The organism is Corynebacterium nasorum, assembly GCF_030229765.1.
Classification (GTDB): domain Bacteria; phylum Actinomycetota; class Actinomycetes; order Mycobacteriales; family Mycobacteriaceae; genus Corynebacterium; species Corynebacterium kefirresidentii.
The window spans coordinates 1-18,717 of the sequence record NZ_JASPGY010000001.1; the positions used below are offsets into that span (position 1 = coordinate 1).

The 18,717-nt window shown below is 56.0% G+C and carries 15 protein-coding genes and 3 rRNA genes; 17 read left to right on the forward strand and 1 reads right to left on the reverse strand.

From position 1 onward, the window contains the following. Positions 1-3 precede the first annotated feature (3 nt). From QP904_RS00005 to QP904_RS00080, 16 genes are all read left to right on the forward strand, one after another. Positions 4-1,521 (forward strand): 16S ribosomal RNA (locus tag QP904_RS00005). A gap of 468 nt (positions 1,522-1,989) precedes the next feature. Beyond that, positions 1,990-5,057 (forward strand): 23S ribosomal RNA (locus tag QP904_RS00010). A gap of 134 nt (positions 5,058-5,191) precedes the next feature. After that, a 5S ribosomal RNA gene (rrf, locus tag QP904_RS00015) occupies positions 5,192-5,309 on the forward strand. The 16S, 23S and 5S rRNA genes sit together here, the layout of an rRNA operon. A gap of 466 nt (positions 5,310-5,775) precedes the next feature. Further along, the gene (locus QP904_RS00020) at positions 5,776-6,585 is read left to right on the forward strand and encodes a tetratricopeptide repeat protein (protein WP_225746996.1); all 810 of its coding nucleotides are present in this window, start codon (positions 5,776-5,778) and stop codon (positions 6,583-6,585) included. Then, positions 6,585-7,568, forward strand: a complete 984-nt coding sequence (locus QP904_RS00025) for an HAD-IIA family hydrolase (RefSeq protein ID WP_284835331.1) — start codon at positions 6,585-6,587, stop codon at positions 7,566-7,568. The genes QP904_RS00020 and QP904_RS00025 overlap by 1 nt, the downstream gene beginning before the upstream one ends. Continuing rightward, positions 7,559-7,720: a hypothetical protein gene (locus QP904_RS00030; protein WP_005324658.1), complete on the forward strand. Its 162-nt coding sequence runs from the start codon at positions 7,559-7,561 to the stop codon at positions 7,718-7,720. Before QP904_RS00025 ends, QP904_RS00030 begins: the two co-directional genes overlap by 10 nt. After that, positions 7,720-8,526, forward strand: a complete 807-nt coding sequence (locus QP904_RS00035) for a TlyA family RNA methyltransferase (RefSeq protein ID WP_239208312.1) — start codon at positions 7,720-7,722, stop codon at positions 8,524-8,526. Before QP904_RS00030 ends, QP904_RS00035 begins: the two co-directional genes overlap by 1 nt. After that, positions 8,523-9,407 (forward strand): NAD kinase, encoded by an 885-nt coding sequence (locus QP904_RS00040; RefSeq protein ID WP_023021614.1) that lies wholly within the window; start codon positions 8,523-8,525, stop codon positions 9,405-9,407. The genes QP904_RS00035 and QP904_RS00040 overlap by 4 nt, the downstream gene beginning before the upstream one ends. Then, positions 9,407-11,068: a DNA repair protein RecN gene (gene recN / locus QP904_RS00045; protein WP_239208313.1), complete on the forward strand. Its 1,662-nt coding sequence runs from the start codon at positions 9,407-9,409 to the stop codon at positions 11,066-11,068. Before QP904_RS00040 ends, recN begins: the two co-directional genes overlap by 1 nt. 28 nt (positions 11,069-11,096) lie before the next feature. Next, positions 11,097-12,248 carry a putative cytokinetic ring protein SteA gene (gene steA, locus QP904_RS00050; RefSeq protein WP_239208314.1) on the forward strand — a complete coding sequence of 384 codons (1,152 nt, stop codon included), beginning with the start codon at positions 11,097-11,099 and terminating at the stop codon, positions 12,246-12,248. 3 nt (positions 12,249-12,251) lie between these two features. Continuing rightward, a complete protein-coding gene (locus QP904_RS00055) occupies positions 12,252-13,154 on the forward strand; it encodes a copper transporter (RefSeq protein ID WP_284835332.1) in 903 nt (300 codons plus the stop codon). A gap of 3 nt (positions 13,155-13,157) precedes the next feature. Continuing rightward, complete coding sequence (locus QP904_RS00060) at positions 13,158-13,796, forward strand: NUDIX domain-containing protein (protein WP_023021610.1); 639 nt, start codon at positions 13,158-13,160, stop codon at positions 13,794-13,796. Continuing rightward, the gene (gene xerD / locus QP904_RS00065; RefSeq protein ID WP_239208317.1) at positions 13,793-14,683 is read left to right on the forward strand and encodes a site-specific tyrosine recombinase XerD; all 891 of its coding nucleotides are present in this window, start codon (positions 13,793-13,795) and stop codon (positions 14,681-14,683) included. Before QP904_RS00060 ends, xerD begins: the two co-directional genes overlap by 4 nt. A gap of 12 nt (positions 14,684-14,695) precedes the next feature. Then, a complete protein-coding gene (locus QP904_RS00070) occupies positions 14,696-15,691 on the forward strand; it encodes a hypothetical protein (RefSeq protein WP_284835333.1) in 996 nt (331 codons plus the stop codon). Positions 15,692-15,818: 127 nt separating this feature from the next. Continuing rightward, positions 15,819-16,691, forward strand: coding sequence for a ParA family protein (locus QP904_RS00075; RefSeq protein ID WP_034668724.1), 873 nt, complete (start codon positions 15,819-15,821; stop codon positions 16,689-16,691). A gap of 6 nt (positions 16,692-16,697) precedes the next feature. Continuing rightward, complete coding sequence (locus QP904_RS00080) at positions 16,698-17,495, forward strand: segregation and condensation protein A (RefSeq protein ID WP_200287539.1); 798 nt, start codon at positions 16,698-16,700, stop codon at positions 17,493-17,495. Here QP904_RS00080 and QP904_RS00085 read toward each other — a convergent pair. Continuing rightward, entirely contained in the window at positions 17,492-18,058 is a 567-nt protein-coding gene (locus QP904_RS00085; protein ID WP_023021605.1) for a GNAT family N-acetyltransferase, read from the reverse strand. The genes QP904_RS00080 and QP904_RS00085 overlap by 4 nt on opposite strands. A gap of 88 nt (positions 18,059-18,146) precedes the next feature. Here QP904_RS00085 and scpB point away from each other — a divergent pair, with 88 nt between their 5' ends. Continuing rightward, on the forward strand, positions 18,147-18,701 hold the full coding sequence (gene scpB, locus QP904_RS00090) for an SMC-Scp complex subunit ScpB (RefSeq protein ID WP_284835334.1): 555 nt from the start codon (positions 18,147-18,149) through the stop codon (positions 18,699-18,701). The last annotated feature ends 16 nt before the right edge of the window (positions 18,702-18,717 follow it).

Below are 18,717 nucleotides of genomic sequence, written 5' to 3' on the forward strand. Positions count from 1 at the left end.
TTTTTTGTGGAGAGTTTGATCCTGGCTCAGGACGAACGCTGGCGGCGTGCTTAACACATGCAAGTCGAACGGAAAGGCCCTGCTTGCAGGGTACTCGAGTGGCGAACGGGTGAGTAACACGTGGGTGATCTGCCCTGCACTTCGGGATAAGCCTGGGAAACTGGGTCTAATACCGGATAGGAGCCATTTTTAGTGTGATGGTTGGAAAGTTTTTTCGGTGTAGGATGAGCTCGCGGCCTATCAGCTTGTTGGTGGGGTAATGGCCTACCAAGGCGGCGACGGGTAGCCGGCCTGAGAGGGTGGACGGCCACATTGGGACTGAGATACGGCCCAGACTCCTACGGGAGGCAGCAGTGGGGAATATTGCACAATGGGCGCAAGCCTGATGCAGCGACGCCGCGTGGGGGATGACGGCCTTCGGGTTGTAAACTCCTTTCGCTAGGGACGAAGCTTTTTGTGACGGTACCTAGATAAGAAGCACCGGCTAACTACGTGCCAGCAGCCGCGGTAATACGTAGGGTGCGAGCGTTGTCCGGAATTACTGGGCGTAAAGGGCTCGTAGGTGGTTTGTCGCGTCGTCTGTGAAATTCCGGGGCTTAACTCCGGGCGTGCAGGCGATACGGGCATAACTTGAGTACTGTAGGGGTAACTGGAATTCCTGGTGTAGCGGTGAAATGCGCAGATATCAGGAGGAACACCGATGGCGAAGGCAGGTTACTGGGCAGTTACTGACGCTGAGGAGCGAAAGCATGGGTAGCGAACAGGATTAGATACCCTGGTAGTCCATGCCGTAAACGGTGGGCGCTAGGTGTGAGGGTCTTTTCACGACTTTCGTGCCGTAGCTAACGCATTAAGCGCCCCGCCTGGGGAGTACGGCCGCAAGGCTAAAACTCAAAGGAATTGACGGGGGCCCGCACAAGCGGCGGAGCATGTGGATTAATTCGATGCAACGCGAAGAACCTTACCTGGGCTTGACATACACCGGATCGGGCTAGAGATAGTCTTTCCCTTTGTGGCTGGTGTACAGGTGGTGCATGGTTGTCGTCAGCTCGTGTCGTGAGATGTTGGGTTAAGTCCCGCAACGAGCGCAACCCTTGTCTTATGTTGCCAGCATTTGGTTGGGGACTCATGAGAGACTGCCGGGGTCAACTCGGAGGAAGGTGGGGATGACGTCAAATCATCATGCCCCTTATGTCCAGGGCTTCACACATGCTACAATGGTCGGTACAACGCGCAGCGACACTGTGAGGTGGAGCGAATCGCTGAAAGCCGGCCTTAGTTCGGATTGGGGTCTGCAACTCGACCCCATGAAGTCGGAGTCGCTAGTAATCGCAGATCAGCAACGCTGCGGTGAATACGTTCCCGGGCCTTGTACACACCGCCCGTCACGTCATGAAAGTTGGTAACACCCGAAGCCGGTGGCCCAAACTTGTTAGGGAGCCGTCGAAGGTGGGATCGGCGATTGGGACGAAGTCGTAACAAGGTACCCGTACCGGAAGGTGCGGGTGGATCACCTCCTTTCTAAGGAGCTTTATTATTTGGGCACAGTTGTGCCTTGTCCTGCCACTTTGTGGTGGGTGTTGGTTGAGTGTGCGAGTGTCATGCTGCCAACGTTGTTTGTTTGAAAATTTCCGGGTGGAAGATACACCTTTAAGACAAAGACCGAGTGTTTGAATGGCGCTTTGTGACACACAGTGTCGTGCACAGTTTGAAAAAAGTATTTGTTTGTATGTTGGTGCATTGTTGGGTGTCTGGGGCATTATCCCCTTTTTTGGTGCCTGACCATATGACTGGTGGACACAGTGTGTGTGCTGGTTGATGGTTGGGGTGTTGTGTGAGAACTGTATAGTGGACGCGAGCATTAAACACGTATGACGTGCTGCGCTTTGTGTGTGGTGTGTTGTGTGTGTTTGTGTGATTTCTTTTTTGTGTTTATTTTGTCAAGTTCACTTGTGTGGCCGCCCGCGCTTTTTGTGTGTGGTGGTTTGTGTGTTCGTTATTAAGGGCGCATGGTGGATGCCTTGGCATGCTGAGCCGATGAAGGACGTGAAAGGCTGCGTTAAGCCTCGGGGAGTTGTCAATTAAGCGTTGATCCGAGGATGTCCGAATGGGGAAACCTGGCCCTGGTTATGTGGGGTTACCCTTCAGTGAATTCATAGCTGTTGTGGGGGTTTACGCGGGGAAGTGAAACATCTCAGTACCCGTAGGAGAAGAAAATAATAATGATTCTGCTAGTAGTGGCGAACGAACGTGGATGAGGCTAAACCGTGTGCATGTGATACCTGGTAGGGGTTGTGTGTGCGGTGTTGTGGGCCCTGATGTGCGGTGACTACCATCATCGTGCTTGCGCATTGTTGTTAGGTGAAGTGGTTTGGAATGGCCTGCCGGAGTAGGTGAGAGTCCTGTAGCTGAAGATGATGATGTGTGGGTTGTTGGGTTGCCCGAGTAGCAGCGGGCTCGTGGAATCTGCTGTGAATCTGCCGGGACCACCCGGTAAGCCTAAATACTCAGTGTGACCGATAGTGTATGAGTACCGTGAGGGAATGGTGAAAAGTACCCCGGGAGGGGAGTGAAATAGTTCCTGAAACCATGTGCTTACAATCCGTCAGAGCACCGTGTGTGTGTGATGGCGTGCCTTTTGAAGAATGAGCCTGCGAGTCAGCGGCATGTCGCGAGGTTAACCCGTGTGGGGTAGCCGTAGGGAAACCGAATCCTAATGGGGTGTCAAGTGGCATGTCCTGGACCCGAAGCGGGGTGATCTACCCATGGCCAGTGTGAAGCAGCTGTAAGAGGTTGTGGAGGCGCGAACCCACGTAGGTTGAAAACTGCGGGGATGAGCTGTGGGTAGGGGTGAAAGGCCAATCAAACTCCGTGATAGCTGGTTCTCCCCGAAATGCATTTAGGTGCAGCGTCGTATTATAGCTTGGTGGAGGTAGAGCGACTGGTTGGTTGAGCGGGACTACAATCTTAGCAATGTCAGCCAAACTCCGAATGCCACTAATTGTGTTGTACGGCAGTGAGACTGTGGGGGATAAGCTTCATAGTCGAGAGGGAAACAGCCCAGATCGCCGGTTAAGGCCCCTAAGGGTGTACTAAGTGGAAAAGGATGTGGGATCGCGAAGACAGCCAGGAGGTTGGCTTAGAAGCAGCCATCCTTGAAAGAGTGCGTAATAGCTCACTGGTCGAGTGGTTCTGCGCCGACAATGTAGTGGGGCTCAAGTACACCGCCGAAGCCGCGGCAACAATTTTTTTGTTGGGTAGGGGAGCGTCGTGCATGGGTTGAAGCGTTACCGTAAGGAGGCGTGGACTGTGTGCGAGTGAGAATGCAGGCATGAGTAACGAATTGATAGGTGAGAATCCTATCCGCCGGATGACTAAGGGTTCCTGGGTCAAGTTCGTCTTCCCAGGGTGAGTCGGGACCTAAGGCGAGGCCGACAGGCGTAGTCGATGGATAACCAGTTGATATTCTGGTACCCGTACATGCGCGCCCATGATAAAGCACTGATACTAACCACCGCGGATGCATTGCTGGTCTTCTTTGAAGTCTGGTGGTGTTGATGTCGTGGGGCCTGATGTGTGGTTCAAGTGATGGGGTGACGCAGTGAGGTAGCCACGCCACTTATTGGATTGGTGGTGTAAGCGTGCAGACCGTGTGGTAGGTAAATCCGCCGCACATATGGTTGAGGCGTGATGCGTAGACCCAAAAGGGTTGATGGTGGTGATCCTGTACTGTCGAGAAAAGCCTCTAGCGATGTGTGTGTATGGCCCGTACCCTAAACCGACACAGGTGGTCAGGTTGAAAATACTAAGGCGTTCGGGTGAACTGTGGTTAAGGAATTCGGCAAAATGCCCCCGTAACTTCGGGAGAAGGGGGGCCCTACGATGTGAGCATCCTTGCGGTGTTAAGCGTTGTGGGGTCGCAGAGAATAGAGGGAAGCGACTGTTTATCAAAAACACAGGTCCATGCGAAGACGTTAAGTTGATGTATATGGACTGACGCCTGCCCGGTGCTGGAAGGTTAAGAGGACCGGTTAGTCAACGTTGTTGGCGAAGCTGAGAATTTAAGCCCCAGTAAACGGCGGTGGTAACTATAACCATCCTAAGGTAGCGAAATTCCTTGTCGGGTAAGTTCCGACCTGCACGAATGGCGTAACGACTTCTCTGCTGTCTCAACCACAGGCCCGGTGAAATTGCACTACGAGTAAAGATGCTCGTTACGCGCGGCAGGACGAAAAGACCCCGGGACCTTCACTATAGCTTGGTATTGGTGTTTGGTTCGGTTTGTGTAGGATAGGTGGGAGACTTGGAAGCTATCACGCTAGTGGTGGTGGAGTCGTTGTTGAAATACCACTCTGATCGGATTGAGCATCTAACCTTGGCCCATGATCTGGGTTGGGGACAGTGCCTGGTGGGTAGTTTAACTGGGGCGGTTGCCTCCCAAAATGTAACGGAGGCGCCCAAAGGTTCCCTCAGCCTGGTTGGCAATCAGGTGGTGAGTGTAAGTGCACAAGGGAGCTTGACTGTGAGACAGACATGTCGAGCAGGGACGAAAGTCGGGACTAGTGATCCGGCACCTACTTGTGGATGTGGTGTCGCTCAACGGATAAAAGGTACCCCGGGGATAACAGGCTGATCTTCCCCAAGAGTCCATATCGACGGGATGGTTTGGCACCTCGATGTCGGCTCGTCGCATCCTGGGGCTGGAGTAGGTCCCAAGGGTTGGGCTGTTCGCCCATTAAAGCGGCACGCGAGCTGGGTTCAGAACGTCGTGAGACAGTTCGGTCTCTATCCGCCGCGCGCGTTGAAACTTGAAGAAAGCTGTCCCTAGTACGAGAGGACCGGGACGGACGTACCTCTAGTGTGCCAGTTATCCCGCCAGGGGTATCGCTGGTTGGCTACGTACGGAAGGGATAACCGCTGAAAGCATCTAAGCGGGAAGCCTGTTTTAAGATGAGGTTTCGTTAAGGTCCCCTAAAGACGATAGGGTAGATAGGCCAGACCTGGACGCACTGTAAGGTGTGAAGGCTACTGGTACTAATTGACCACAACAAACACCAACACACGCAATGTGTGCTGGCAAAACAACAAAAACAAGAAACAACAAATTTGTCACTGTCGTGACCGCGTCCACTATGCAGTATCTGACACAACACCCAAACACCCAAAAAGAGGGTAGATGTTCTGAAGGTTTGTCGGTGGTCAATAGCTGCAGGGAAACGCCCGGTCCCATTCCGAACCCGGAAGCTAAGCCTGCACACGCTGATGGTACTGCAACCGGGAGGTTGTGGGAGAGTAAGTCACCGCCGACACCAAACAACAAACACAACAAAATACAACAAAGAAGAAGAGGACGGCATACCACCGCCCTCTTCTTTTTGCGTTTTACCAGCCCTCCCGGCCGGTGGAAGGCCTCATCTGCAAAGCCAAGAGTACGGCACTAGGGCGTCCGCGGAGCGTTCAGTAACGCAATGAGCGATTAAGCCTCCTAGTGTCCGTTTGCACGCTCGTACAACTGCGCGGCCGGTCGGCGGTGAAGAGTTGTGGAGCGTTGCGGGGCGGAGTGGCTTTCCACTGTGGGTGGTCCTGGCAATTAATTTGCGTTCAGTAGGATCGAGCGCCGTCTTATTGAACCGGTCTGGGCGAGCGTTTGGCCTAGCGCTGTATGGCTCACGCTGCGGCAGCGCAAGAGGATCTAAATTCCGGCTTTTTCGCTTGGGGTTGTAGAATAGGGCCGGTATTTCTGTGCTAGTTCCAACCAAGAAAGGGTAGGGCTTAATGTCGGAGCGCAACCACAACGGGCGAGCTGGACGTGACCGCAAACCACGCAATAACAAGGGCCGTGATTTTAAGGGCGATTCCCGGAAAAAGAAGTCTTTTTCGCCGCAGCGCTCCGGTTACCGTGAGGAACGCATCAATCGTCGCATGAGTGACCCAGACATCCCGGCCGAGGTGGATGTTAACGATTTGGATCCCTTGGTTTTGCAGGACCTAAAATCGCTCTCGAAGGAGAATTCCGAGGCCGTCGCCAAGCATATGATCATGGCTGCGACCTGGATGGAAGACGATCCCAAGCTTGCCTTGCGCCATGCACGTGCTGCTAAGGACCGTGCCGGCCGCGTGGCTATCGCCCGAGAGGTCAATGGTATTGCCGCATATCGTGCTGGCGAGTGGAAGGAAGCGCTCGCTGAATTGCGTGCTTCCCGGCGTATTTCCGGCGGGCCTGGGCTGCTGGCCGTAATGGCTGACTGTGAGCGCGGCTTGGGACGCCCAGAAAAGGCGCTCGAGCTTGGGCGCACGGATGAGGCGGCCGACCTAGATGATGAATCTAAAATTGAGCTAGCGATTGTTTTAGCCGGAGCCCGCTTAGATATGGGCCAAGCCGAGTCTGCCGTCGTAACTATCCAACGCGCTCATCCTGATCGCGATGCACGCGGGATAGGTGCATGCCGCCTGGCTTATGCCTACGCCAACGCACTGCTGGAAGCTGGCCGGAAAGATGAGGCCAAGGATTGGTTTGAACACGCAGTGTCGATTGATGAGGGCGACTGGACCGATGCAGCGGAGCGCTTAGAGGAGTGTAAGTAGTGACGGTTCTAAGCAAACACGATGCTCTTCTGCTCGATCTTGATGGCACCGTGTGGGAAGGCGGCCGCCCACTTTCTAACGTGGTGGACGTCATCAATACCTGTGGTGTGCCGGCGGTGTACGTGACGAACAATGCTTCACGCAGCCCAGAAGCAGTGTCGAAGATGCTGGCAGACATCGGGCTCGAGGCGACCACGCAGCAGATTATTACCTCCGCCCAAGCAGTCCTTCAATTAGTGGCGGATGAGGTGCCAGCCGCCTCGAAACTCCTCATTGTTGGTGCTGATTCCTTTCGTGATTTGGCCCGCGAGATGGGCTTTGAGGTGGTCTCCAGCGCTGATGACAAGCCTGCCGCTGTTGTGCAGGGTTTTGACCGTTCTGTTGGCTGGGAGCAATTGACTGAAGGGGCTCTGGCCATCCGCCAGGGAGCGAAGTTTTTCGCATCGAACCTAGATACTTCTCTGCCTATCGAGAGGGGATTTGCCGTGGGCAATGGTTCCCTCGTGGCCGCCATCCAGTCCGCCACCGGGGTAGAGCCGGTGTCTGCTGGAAAGCCTGAGCCAGCCATGTTTACTTTTGCGGCGAAGCAAATTGGTGCGAAAAAACCGCTTGCTGTAGGCGACCGTTTGGATACCGATATTGCCGGTGGTAATTCTGCTGCCATGAATACCTTCCATGTGCTTACCGGTGTTTCTGGGGAACTAGAACTTATTGAGGCACCTGTGGAGGCGCGCCCCAACTTTATTGGTGCAGGTATGCATGAACTGGCTTTGCCGGTCTCTGTTGCCCGACCTGGAGCACAGGGTGGATTTACTGCTCGGTGTGATGGACATGATCTTCTGCTCGAGGGCGGTGACGAAAAATCTACCTCCGTTCAGGCATTGCGCACCGTGTTGGAAGTTGCATGGGCCATGCCGTCACCGCCCCGCTATATTCAGCCGCGAAGCGAGCGTGCGGAAAGGGTTGTTGCGCAATGGCGGTAAAGCCGCATGATTTTCGGGCTGTCAAGGAGCCGGCAGAGATCGATGCGGAAGTAGCAGAGATCCTTGGAGAAGACGCAGCGGATTTGGCCGCTGAAGTAGATCAGCTTGATCGCGCCCACAATGTGTTGCGCGATGCATTGCAGGAGAATTAATGCCCCCACAACGTCGTAGGTTAGATGCGGAGCTGGTGCGCCGAAAGATTGCGCGGTCACGTGAGCAGGCACGGGAGATGATTAAGTCCGGCCGTGTCACGGTTGGTGGCTTCAAGGCGCAAAAGCCGGCGTCGATTGTAGAGCCCGAGGTTTCCATCAAGGTAGAGGAAGCCGAAGAAGACAAGTGGGCTTCACGTGGCGCTCACAAGCTTTTGGGCGCCTTGGCGGCGTTCGACGTCGATATGAACGGCCGAATCCTCGATGCCGGCGCTTCTACCGGTGGCTTTACGGACGTGTGCCTTGAACACGGTGCGCAGGAAGTGCTGTCTGTCGACGTAGGCTATGGGCAGTTGCTATGGCGCCTGCAAAACGATGATCGCGTAACCGTTTTAGACCGTACGAATATCCGGAATTTAACGCTGGAGCTTACCGACGGCCCTTGCGACGGCATGGTAGGCGACTTGTCCTTCATTTCCCTCCGCTTGGTATTGCCGGCCATTGTGGAATGTCTGAAGGACGGCGCTTGGTTGTTGCCCATGGTGAAGCCGCAATTTGAAGTGGGCAAAGAGCGCCTCGGAAGCGGTGGTGTCGTTCGTTCACCGGAACTGCGCAAGGAAGTAACCAAGGAAGTCGCTGAGTTTGCCCTGTCCCTTGGGTTGAGCATGCACGGAGCTGTAGCGTCCCCGCTGCCTGGGCCAAGCGGCAATGTGGAGTACTTCTTATGGCTGAAAAAGGACGGCGCTCCCACGGATCTGGCTAGAGTAGAAGAAATGATTGACCGTGCAGTCGAGGAAGGCCCGCAATGACCCGTGAGATCCTGTTGGTGCCTCATGCCAACCGCGAGCAGAACCTGCAGGCAACGTCGCGAGCAGCGGAGCTGCTACAAGATGCCGGGATTACTGTTCGAGTGTGCGCGGACGAGAAGGTCTTGCCTGGGCTAAAGCACGTCCCCCACACCGAAGACGCGGCTTCGGGGTGCGAATTAGTCCTGGTACTCGGTGGAGACGGAACCTTCCTCCGTGCAGCGGATATGGCACGTTCTGTGGATATTCCGGTGCTAGGAATCAACCTTGGGCATGTGGGATTTCTGGCTGAGTGGGAAGTCGAATCCCTAGATCAGGCCTTAGTGCGGGTCATAGACAAAAGGTACCGCATTGAGGATCGACTCACCATCGATGTCACCATCTTTGACGAGGAAGGAACCCTTCTCAATCGCAGCTGGGCTCTGAATGAGGCTTCGGTAGAAAACCAAAATCGCTCTGGAGTATTGGACGCAATTTTGGAAGTTGACCGCAGGCCGGTGTCTTCCTTCGGTTGTGATGGGGTGCTCATCTCCACGCCTACTGGGTCGACCGCCTATGCGTTTTCGGCTGGCGGGCCGGTGCTGTGGCCCTCTCTCGATGCGATTTTGGTAGTACCGAATAATGCGCACGCTTTGTTTACTAAGCCACTAGTCGTCTCGCCCAATTCTTTAGTTGCCGTTGAATCAACCATGCGTACAACTCCGGCGACCGTGATTTTGGATGGTTTCCGTGAGCTCGCAATGCCGCCGGGAGCTCGCGTGGAGGTAGTGCGAGGCGCGCGTCCGGTGCGATGGGTACGCTTGGATGACCAACCTTTTACTGACCGTTTAGTCTCGAAGCTGCGCCTGCCCGTAGAAGGGTGGCGCGGGCCGAAGGAGAAGTAGTGCTCGTCGATATTTCCATTAATGACTTGGGCGTTATTAGCCAGAGCTCCGCGGAGCTCTCTACTGGTCTAACCGTGCTTACTGGTGAGACTGGCGCGGGCAAGACCATGGTGGTTACTGGATTGCGGCTTTTAGCAGGTGGACGCGCGGATGCCTCCCGGGTGCGGGATGGGGCGAAGAAAGCAGCAGTAGAGGGGCATTTTTCCTCGGGGAAAGATTCTATCCGCGAGTTGGTCGAATCAGTAGGTGGGGAGCCCGATGAAAATGGAGAATACATCGTCTCCCGGACGGTTTCTGCTGCAGGTAGATCGAGGGCCTATTTGGGTGGTCGGGCGGTGCCTGCGGCAACCTTAGGCGAATTTGCCCGCGAACTTATTACGGTCCATGGGCAAAATGATCAGCTGCGTTTGCTTGCTCCCGAGGAACAATTGGGTGCAGTAGACCGTGCGGATCCTACGTTGACCGAGGTACGCCGTCGCTATACCGAGGCTTTTAAAGAATGGCGCCGTTTGGCAAAGGACTATAAGCGGCGTACAGAGCAGCGCCGCGAACTCGCGCAAGAGGTTGATCGCCTGCAGTTCGCGGTGGATGAGATCGACGGCGTTGCGCCGGAGCCGGGTGAGGATGAGGAGCTGGTGCAGCTGGTTCGCAAGCTGCAAGACGTCGACGGTCTTCGCGAATCCGCGGAAGTTGCACTGGCTTCTATCGACGGCACCGAGGAACTGGAAGAGGCTGCCTCGGCGTTGCTGGGCCGGGCGGTTTCGGCATTGGCGGGGACTACCGACAAGGAATTGGCCGCCTTGGGCGAACGGCTCAGTGAGATTTCTTCACAACTGGGCGATATTTCCGGCGAGCTGGGAGGGTATCTGGCCGGGTTGCCGGCGGATCCGCAGCTTTTAGAAAAGTCCTTGCAGCGCCAGCAGGAGCTTCGTACACTGACCCGCAAATATGCCGGGGATATTGACGGAGTTATAGCTTGGCGGGATGAAGCTGCAGCAAAGCTCGAATCCATGGATACCTCAACTGAAGCCCTAGAGGAATTGAAAAAGCAGGTCAAGGACGCTGAATCGGTGATGGTTGAGCGGGCTGGGGAGCTGACAAAGGGGCGCCGGCAAGCGGCGAAGGCTTTGGGGGAGCAGGTCACGCAAGAGCTGCACGGCCTAGCCATGCCGAATTCAACGTTGACGGTTGAGTTGACGCAGGCGAAATATTCTAAAACTGGCGCGGACGCGGCCGAGCTGCAGCTGAACGGAAAGCCGATCGCGTCTGCAGCTTCAGGCGGCGAACTTTCCCGTGTCATGTTGGCCTTGGAGGTGGTGCTAGCGGATGAGGACGGCGCCACCTTGGTCTTCGATGAGGTAGATGCCGGTGTGGGCGGACGCGCGGCGGTGGAAATTGGCCGCCGCCTGGCACGTTTGGCCGTGCACAACCAAGTTATCGTGGTAACACACTTGCCGCAGGTAGCAGCGTATGCCGATGCACACCTGCATGTTTCGAAGGAAAAATTCACTTCTGGTGTGGCCGAGCTTTCGCAGGACGAGCGCGTGGAGGAGTTGGCGCGCATGCTGGCAGGCTTGGATGATACGGAGACTGGTCGCGCGCACGCGCAGGAGCTTTTTGAGCGGGCACAGCAAGAAGCTTCCGCGCGCCTAACCCACTAGAAACAATAATCACGTCACAATAGGGGTCATGGCTCTGTTTTCCCGTAACCCCGAGCAGCCTGGTGCACTGCGCGATTGCACTCCGGGCGCTAAGGGGATGAAAAAATTTAGTGAAGGCGATGTCGCCGTAATTGATGCGGCTAATATCTCTCGCCACGAGGCCCAGACCCTCGTTGACCTTAAACCCTCCGCCGTGATTAACGTGGCGGAGTTTTCTACCGGTACGGTCCCCAATTATGGCCCGCACATTTTGCTTGACGCCGACATTGCCCTCGTTGAGGGCGTTGGCCAGTCCTTCGTGTCCGAGTTCAAGGATGGAAAGAAGGCGCGAATCGGGGAGGATGGCACCGTCTTTAGCGGTGATAAAGCTCTTGGCACGGGCCGCGTGGTTACTCGCGAGCGAGCAGAAAAGAACTTTACCGCGGCACAGGGTGCGCTGATTGACCACATGGAATCCTTCTTTGGCAACTCCATTGATTTTATTAACTCTGAGGGGCCGCTGCTTATCGACGGCCTCGGGGTTCCCGCTTCTGGCTCTGAGATCGCAGGCCGCAAGGTCGTGCTGTTTTCGCCAACAGACAGACACCGCGAACAGCTCAAGCAGCTGCGGAACTTTATCCGCGAGTATGAGCCGCTGCTGATTGCGGTGGGAGAGGCTGCAGATTCGTTGCTAGCACAGGGGTATAAGCCAGATTTCATCATTGGTGATCCCAATGGCGTCAGCGATGAGGCCCTGCGTTGTGGCGCCCGTGTGGTTGTTCCTGCGGATCCAGAGGGCGAGGTAGAAGGCCTTGACCGCATCCACGACCTCGGCATCGGTGCCATGACTTTTCCCGCAGCGACGCATTCAGGTACCGATTTGGGTCTGCTTTTTGCTGATTATCACGGCGCAGACCTCATCGTGCAGGCAGGCGGTGGGGTAGACCTTGATGATATTTTTGCGGATCGCACCAACCCGTCGGCGGTGCTTTCCCGGCTTAAGGCCGGCACCAAGGTGGTTGACGCGGATGCGGTGATTAACCTCTACAGTGCACCTTCGTCCAACCTTGGCTGGCTGTGGGCACTGCTGGGAATCCTGGTAGCCATTGCGGCGGTTATCCTCATTGTCGGTTTCGGCGGAAGTCAGGACTTTGCAAGTAACCTCAGCGAAACCTGGTCCAGGCTCTTTGGGGGCGCATAGAGCATGGCAAAGACTGAGCTAGTAGCAGGCTTGGGCTTCGGCGCCGCAGTAGGCGTGGCGCTGGGTGCCCTGATCATTGCTCCCAATCTGACCACCGGCATGGCCGATGATGATCCGATCCGTGAGGAGCACCGCAAGGTCGTCCAGGACAATAAGATTTTGCAGACCCAAAATGAGGCGAGCGATAAAATCGTGGCTGATTCCGGGGCGGAACTAGTAAACGGGGCATTGTCTCAGCGCCCCGTGCTCATCGTCACCACCGACGATGCAAATGGCGGAGACGTGGACGCAATCCGGAAGCTCTTGGAAACTTCCGGTGCCACGGAGGCCGGCGAGATTAAGCTGACCAAGGACTTTTTGCGCCCCGAAACTAAAGACAAGCTTTTGCCCATCCTGAAAGACACTGCGCCTAAGAAGGCAGATACCAAGGATCTGGATTCTGCGGGAGCGCTCAGCGGTGAGGTGCTCGGCACTGCATTGTCTATGGATCCTGAGAGCACGAAGCCCATGGCATCAGTACAAGAGCGTGCGGATGTGCTCCATAAGCTGCGCGACGAAGGCTTCATTGACTACGAGGATGGGACCATCGTTCCCGCCCAGGCCATTATCGTCGTCTCTGGCAATGGCCTGCGCGGCTACCCTTCCGATGCTTTGGCGGAATTTGTTACCGGGTTGGATGATGTCAATGGTTCTGTAGTGTTTAGCGGGCGTACCAAACAAACTCAGGACGATAAGGCACTTGCCCAGGTGCGCGACCAGGATGCGAAGCTGTCCACGGTCGATGGCACCGAGCGCGCAGTGGAGCGCATTGCCGTTATTTTGGCCACCGAGGAGCAGCTCGATGGTGGTCAAGGCGATTATGGTGCCACAGAGACCGCGGATTCTGCCCTACCGGGAAAGGAATAGCTCATGGCGCATGATTTCAAGGTGCTTGACTCGCAATTGCTTGTCGACGCCCCCATTCTCGCTCTCCGCCGCGACGAGGTTGTCATGCCCGGTGATGTTTCCGCCTCCCGCGAGGTAGTAGAGCACCTAGGCGCGGTGGCAGTGGTGGCACTGGACTCGGACGAACGCATTGCCATGGTGTATCAGTATCGCCACAGCGTGGGCAAGCGCCTGTGGGAATTACCGGCAGGTTTGCTCGACGTACGCGGCGAAGATGAGCTAACCGGCGCGAAGCGGGAGTTACAGGAGGAAGCTGGTCTGAGCGCGCAGACGTGGTCAGTGCTGACGGATTTGGTAACTTCACCGGGGTTCTGCGAAGAAGCGGTCCGTGTTTTCTTAGCCTCCGACCTTTCTGAGGTGCCGCGCATGGAGGCTACCGGGGATGAAGAAGCTGATATGGAGGTTGCTTGGGTCCGGCTCGAGGACGCCGTCGACAAGGTAATGCGGGGCGAAATCGTCAATTCCATCGCCTGCAGCGGCATTTTGGCGGCTTATGCAGTGCTGCGCGGTGGCAAGGCGACCCGCAGCGTGGATGAGCCTTTCACGTTGCGGCCGACGTCGATGAGTGCCCGGCGCACGGGCGCGGACCTGAAGCAGCTGTGAGCGCGGTCGAAGATATAGCGCAGACGTGGCTTAACCATCTAGCGGTTGAGCGAGGCGTTTCTGCCAATACGTTGAGTAATTATCGCCGTGATGTTCGGCGCTATGTCACTTGGTTGGAGGACAACGGGGTAGAGGACCTGCGCGCGGTAACGCGGCCTATGGTGGAGGCTTATCTCAAGGATCTGCGGTCAAAAATGGCTGCGTCCTCGGCTAATCGTGCTCTCATCGTAGCCCGCGGGTTGCATAAATTTTCCGTGGCAGAAGGCGTTGTAGACGTCGATGTTGCGGTTGAGGTTACCCCTCCATCAACTGGACAGCATTTGCCGGAGACGTTATCGGTGGACGAGGTTAGCGGCCTTATTGAGGCAATTCCCACTGAAACCCCGGTGGATGTGCGCGACCGTGCTCTGCTGGAAATGCTCTACGGTACTGGCGCGCGAATCTCAGAAGTAATCTCCCTAAACGTTGATGACGTTTCCTCCGCGCAAGAGGTAATCCACCTGCACGGAAAGGGCGACAAAGAGCGGATTGTGCCCTTGGGTTCGCATGCCCGCCAAGCCATTGACGCCTATTTGGTGCGGGCTCGTCCGATGCTGAGCAAAGGCACAACGCCGGCGTTGTTTCTCAATACCCGCGGCGGAGCTTTATCGCGCCAAAGCGCGTGGGCAGTGTTAAAGACAGCTGCACAGCGTGTAGATCTGGGAAAGTCCATTTCTCCCCACACCTTGCGGCATTCTTTTGCGACGCACCTGCTTGAAGGCGGCGCAGATGTGCGCACCGTGCAAGAATTGCTGGGACATTCATCCGTGACGACAACGCAAATATATACCCACGTCACTGCCGACTCCTTGCGTGAGGTGTGGCGCACTGCTCACCCCCGTGCCTAAGAAAGGACATATATGTTTTCTACTCGTGTAGCCGGCGCGGTACTTTCTACCGCGTTGCTTTTCCCCGCGGTGGCGCAGGCACAGCTGCCACCGGAGGTAGAAGCCGCTATTGCCGCGCCTATCCCGGTTCCGGCCGGCGAAACCACGACCGTGAGCCTGCCAGTGCCGGCCGAGGCGAGCTACTCGGGTGATGGGTGGAACGTTTCTGCCTCTGGTACCTCTGCTACCATCACCGCCCCACCAGAGGGCGGCCAAATCTCTGTTCCCGTCTCCGCCCAGGGTATGAATGCAACTCTCACGCTGGTAGCCGATGGTTCGGTGGAGCAGGAAGACATTCAGGAAGAAATCGACGGTGCAGAGGGTGCTCCAGCGCCGAGCCCGGCACCGAATAGGCCGGATGACGGCGGCAATCCGCCGGCAGACAAGGGGGCCGAAGGTGGGGCGGAAAAGCCCGCGCCGGCGAAAGAGAACGAAAATCTCCCGGTAGTCCCAGGCGAAAAACCGGAACGTAAGCCGGCAGGGGAAGCCAACCTTAAAGGTGCGGAATACGTCAACCTTGAATCTCATATCGAAGGCAATACGATTACCGCGAAGATGGGGCTCAAGCAGGCCTACGACCTCTACCAGCAGTTTAAGGACACGGAGGAAAACGACGTTAAGCTGCGCTACCTTGATGGTGAAGGCAATATTATCCAAGGCGTAAAGCGCGACGTGGATGCTTCATCACGTACCCTCACTCTGACGTATCCAGAGGGGGAAGCGCCTGATAATCCCTTCATTATGCAGTTGCTGCGCAACGATGGCTCTGGTGCCGCCCTCATCGTCACTTTGCAGGACCCTAATTATCAATCTGCGTCAGAGAACCTCGATAAGCGGCAACAGGAAGAACCCAAAGATGATAATGAGAGCTCGCATATGGGCTGGATTATCGGAGGGGCAGCTGCGGCGATACTTATCGTTCTGATCGCTCTAGTGGCCGCACTCAAACGACGTTCTAGTCAACGCTAAAAGCTTGATATAAACTAAGTCTCGGTACTTTCTTGCTGTAGCGGGTACGCTTTAATGACAACGTTGTAATCAACCCTAAGCCAAGTGTCATGGTCCGGAACTTGGCGTCAAGGAAGCAGGTGTGACTGTGAGCGAAGAGGGTCTCTTTTCTGCCTCTGATGTAGAGGTGGGGCTGACCGGTCGTCCTATCCGCGAGTTGCCAGAACCCGCACCCTTGGAAAAGCATGGGCCGGCCACCATTATTTCGATGTGTAACCAAAAGGGCGGCGTGGGTAAGACCACCTCCACCATTAATATGGGAGCCTGCTTGGCTGAGTATGGCCGTAAAGTCCTCTTGGTTGACCTTGACCCGCAGGGTGCGCTTTCGGCAGGTTTGGGGCTCACACATGACGATATCGAGGACACTATCTATGACGTCATGCTCGATAGCCATACCTCTATTCACTCCGCTATCCAGCACACTGGTGTAGCAGGCTTGGATTTGGTACCGGCGAATATTGACCTTTCTGCTGCGGAAATTCAGATGGTCAATGAAGTAGGCCGCGAACACACGCTAGCTCGGGCCCTGCGCCCAGTGCGGCGCGATTATGACTTCATCATCATCGACTGCCAGCCCTCGTTGGGGCTGCTTACCGTCAACGCGCTTGCCTGTTCCCAGGGCGTGATCATCCCAATGGAGTGCGAGTTCTTCTCCCTGCGTGGTTTAGCGCTATTGACTGACACGGTGGAAAAGGTCTCTGACCGTATCAACTTTGATCTTGAGGTCATGGGTATCTTGGTGACCATGTTTGATCGCCGCACGAAGCATGCTCGGGAAGTTATGTCCCGAGTGGTGGACTATTTTGGCGATAAAGTCTTTGACACCGTAATTACTCGGACCGTTCGTTTCCCGGAAACGTCAGTGGCCGGAGAGCCGATTACTACGTGGGCGCCAAACTCTCCTGCTACGCAGCAGTATCGCAACCTGGCCAAAGAGGTCATTGAGCGCTCGACCGTTTAAGGTATCGTGACCCAGCCGGAGATTACGGGCTTTCGCATTGCACTGCGAAATTTTGAGGGCCCATTTGACCTGCTTTTGCAGCTTATCCAGTCCAAAAAGATGGACGTGACTGATGTTGCGCTTTCAGAGGTAACGGACGAGTTTGTCGCCTATACGCGGCAGCTGGGCGAGTCTGCGGATTTGGATGAGACCACTGATTTCTTGCTGGTGGCAGCGACGCTTTTGGACTTAAAGGCGGCGCGGCTCCTGCCTCGCGGTGATGTCGACGAGATTGAAGACTTGGAACTGCTGGAGTCGCGCGACCTTCTTTTTGCTCGTCTTTTGCAATATAAGGCCTATAAACTAGTAGCGGACCAATTCGCGGAGTGGCAGCGCGAGGCCCAGCGGAGCTATCCGCGGGCGGTAGCTATCGAGGAGAAGTTTGCGGAGCTACTGCCTCCTGTCTCCCTCGGCCATACGCCAGCCAGTTTCGCAGAGCTCGCCGCGGGAGTCTTCCGCCCAAAGCCGCCGGAAGAAGTGGCCACCGGCCACGTGCACTCCGTGGCGGTATCGGTACCAGAGCAAGCCGGCAAGATCCTGGAAACCTTAAAGCTACTGGGCGCCGGTCAATGGATGAGTTTTGGTTCCCTGACCCGCGATTGCACGGTTTCTATGCAAGTTGTGGGCCGTTTCTTGGCTCTTTTGGAGTTGTACAAGGCCAAGGCGGTTGACGCACAACAGGAAGAAGCGCTGGGCCAGTTGGACCTTTCGTGGACGGGTTTGGACGTTGACCCAGCGGTAGTTGCCGCCGCGAACTGGGACTAAGGACGCTGCTGGATAAACTTCAGCGTCTCCGGGGCCAGCTCGCGATCAGAATAAACGCGTACGTCAGGCTCATCTGGGTTGTCCTCGGTGCCTACGCGGCGGCCTTCCCACACTTGTTGGAGTCCTTGCTTTTCAATGACCCGGATCGCTGCTGGGTGGTTGGTCGTCACTCGGGCGGTGATGGGGGATTCAGGATCAACCTGGTGAATGCTCTTTAGCGTCGCCGAAGTGATCTCTGTAGCAAATCCTGAGCCCCAGTGAGCAGGGCGGAGGCGGTATTTGATGTCCCAGAAATTTCCGTCTTCGACAAAAATGGCCCCACCAACTCCGACGAACTCAGAAGGATTATGGCGCATGTAGGCGGCCCATGGTCCAAAATGGTGGGCGTCCCACGATTGGGAGGATGATTGGGCGAGCGCACGGGTAGTGCGGACATCGGCAAAGCGCCCGTTGGGTCGGTGGCTCCAAATTCGCCCGTCGCTGTAGACCTTGTGGGTCTCTTCGATATTGGCGGCGGACAGTGGGATGAGAATGAGTCTGTCAGTGCGGGTAATAGTTTCCATTGCAATATGGTATCCGCCTCACAATAGGAACCGAAAGTGATTTAGGAAATTTCAGGCGTCGTTTTCCGCTACAGTAAGCTTGGCGTCTATGGACCTTCCCCTCATCTCGCAGTTCCGTTCCCGCCTTGAGTCAATCTTGCTCGTGCTCGATTCCCCAGCTTCGGTGGAGTCCTTGGCGCGTGCTTTGGGGGCGGAAAGGGACGTCGTCAGTGATTGCCTGCGCGCTGTCCAGCGCGAGCTGAATGATCGTGGTTCTGGTATCGAGTTGCGCGAGACCCAAGAGGGGTGGCGCTTTTATACGCGTTCCGAAAACGCAGGCGCGGTAGAAGAATTCCTATTGGATGGCGCCCAGACAAAGCTCTCGCGTGCGGCCCTGGAGACATTGGCGGTGGTAGCCTACCGCCAGCCCGTAACCCGCCAGCAGGTTGCCGCTGTTCGCGGCGTCAATGTCGATGGTGTTATGCGGACCCTAGGCCTGCGCGGATTGGTGCGGGAGCTGCCGCAGGATGATTTTGAAGGTGCCGCGCACCGCTATGAGACGACGGAATTGTTCCTCGAGTTATTAGGGATTGATTCTTTGGAGCGCTTGCCGGACTTGGCGCCGCTATTGCCTGACGTGGAGGCGATCGACGAGGAGTACTAGCGTGGGGTAAGATTGC

Excerpts from the sequence above, each read along its gene's own strand:
- QP904_RS00040 (WP_023021614.1), top strand. The coding sequence starts at position 8,523 with ATGACCCGTGAGATCCTGTTGGTGCCTCATGCCAACCGCGAGCAGAAC.
- QP904_RS00055 (WP_284835332.1), top strand. The coding sequence starts at position 12,252 with ATGGCAAAGACTGAGCTAGTAGCAGGCTTGGGCTTCGGCGCCGCAGTA.
- QP904_RS00035 (WP_239208312.1), top strand. The coding sequence starts at position 7,720 with ATGCCCCCACAACGTCGTAGGTTAGATGCGGAGCTGGTGCGCCGAAAG.
- QP904_RS00030 (WP_005324658.1), top strand. The coding sequence starts at position 7,559 with ATGGCGGTAAAGCCGCATGATTTTCGGGCTGTCAAGGAGCCGGCAGAG.
- QP904_RS00070 (WP_284835333.1), top strand. The coding sequence starts at position 14,696 with ATGTTTTCTACTCGTGTAGCCGGCGCGGTACTTTCTACCGCGTTGCTT.
- QP904_RS00085 (WP_023021605.1), bottom strand. The coding sequence starts at position 18,058 with ATGGAAACTATTACCCGCACTGACAGACTCATTCTCATCCCACTGTCC.
- QP904_RS00020 (WP_225746996.1), top strand. The coding sequence starts at position 5,776 with ATGTCGGAGCGCAACCACAACGGGCGAGCTGGACGTGACCGCAAACCA.
- scpB (WP_284835334.1), top strand. The coding sequence starts at position 18,147 with ATGGACCTTCCCCTCATCTCGCAGTTCCGTTCCCGCCTTGAGTCAATC.
- steA (WP_239208314.1), top strand. The coding sequence starts at position 11,097 with ATGGCTCTGTTTTCCCGTAACCCCGAGCAGCCTGGTGCACTGCGCGAT.
- QP904_RS00060 (WP_023021610.1), top strand. The coding sequence starts at position 13,158 with ATGGCGCATGATTTCAAGGTGCTTGACTCGCAATTGCTTGTCGACGCC.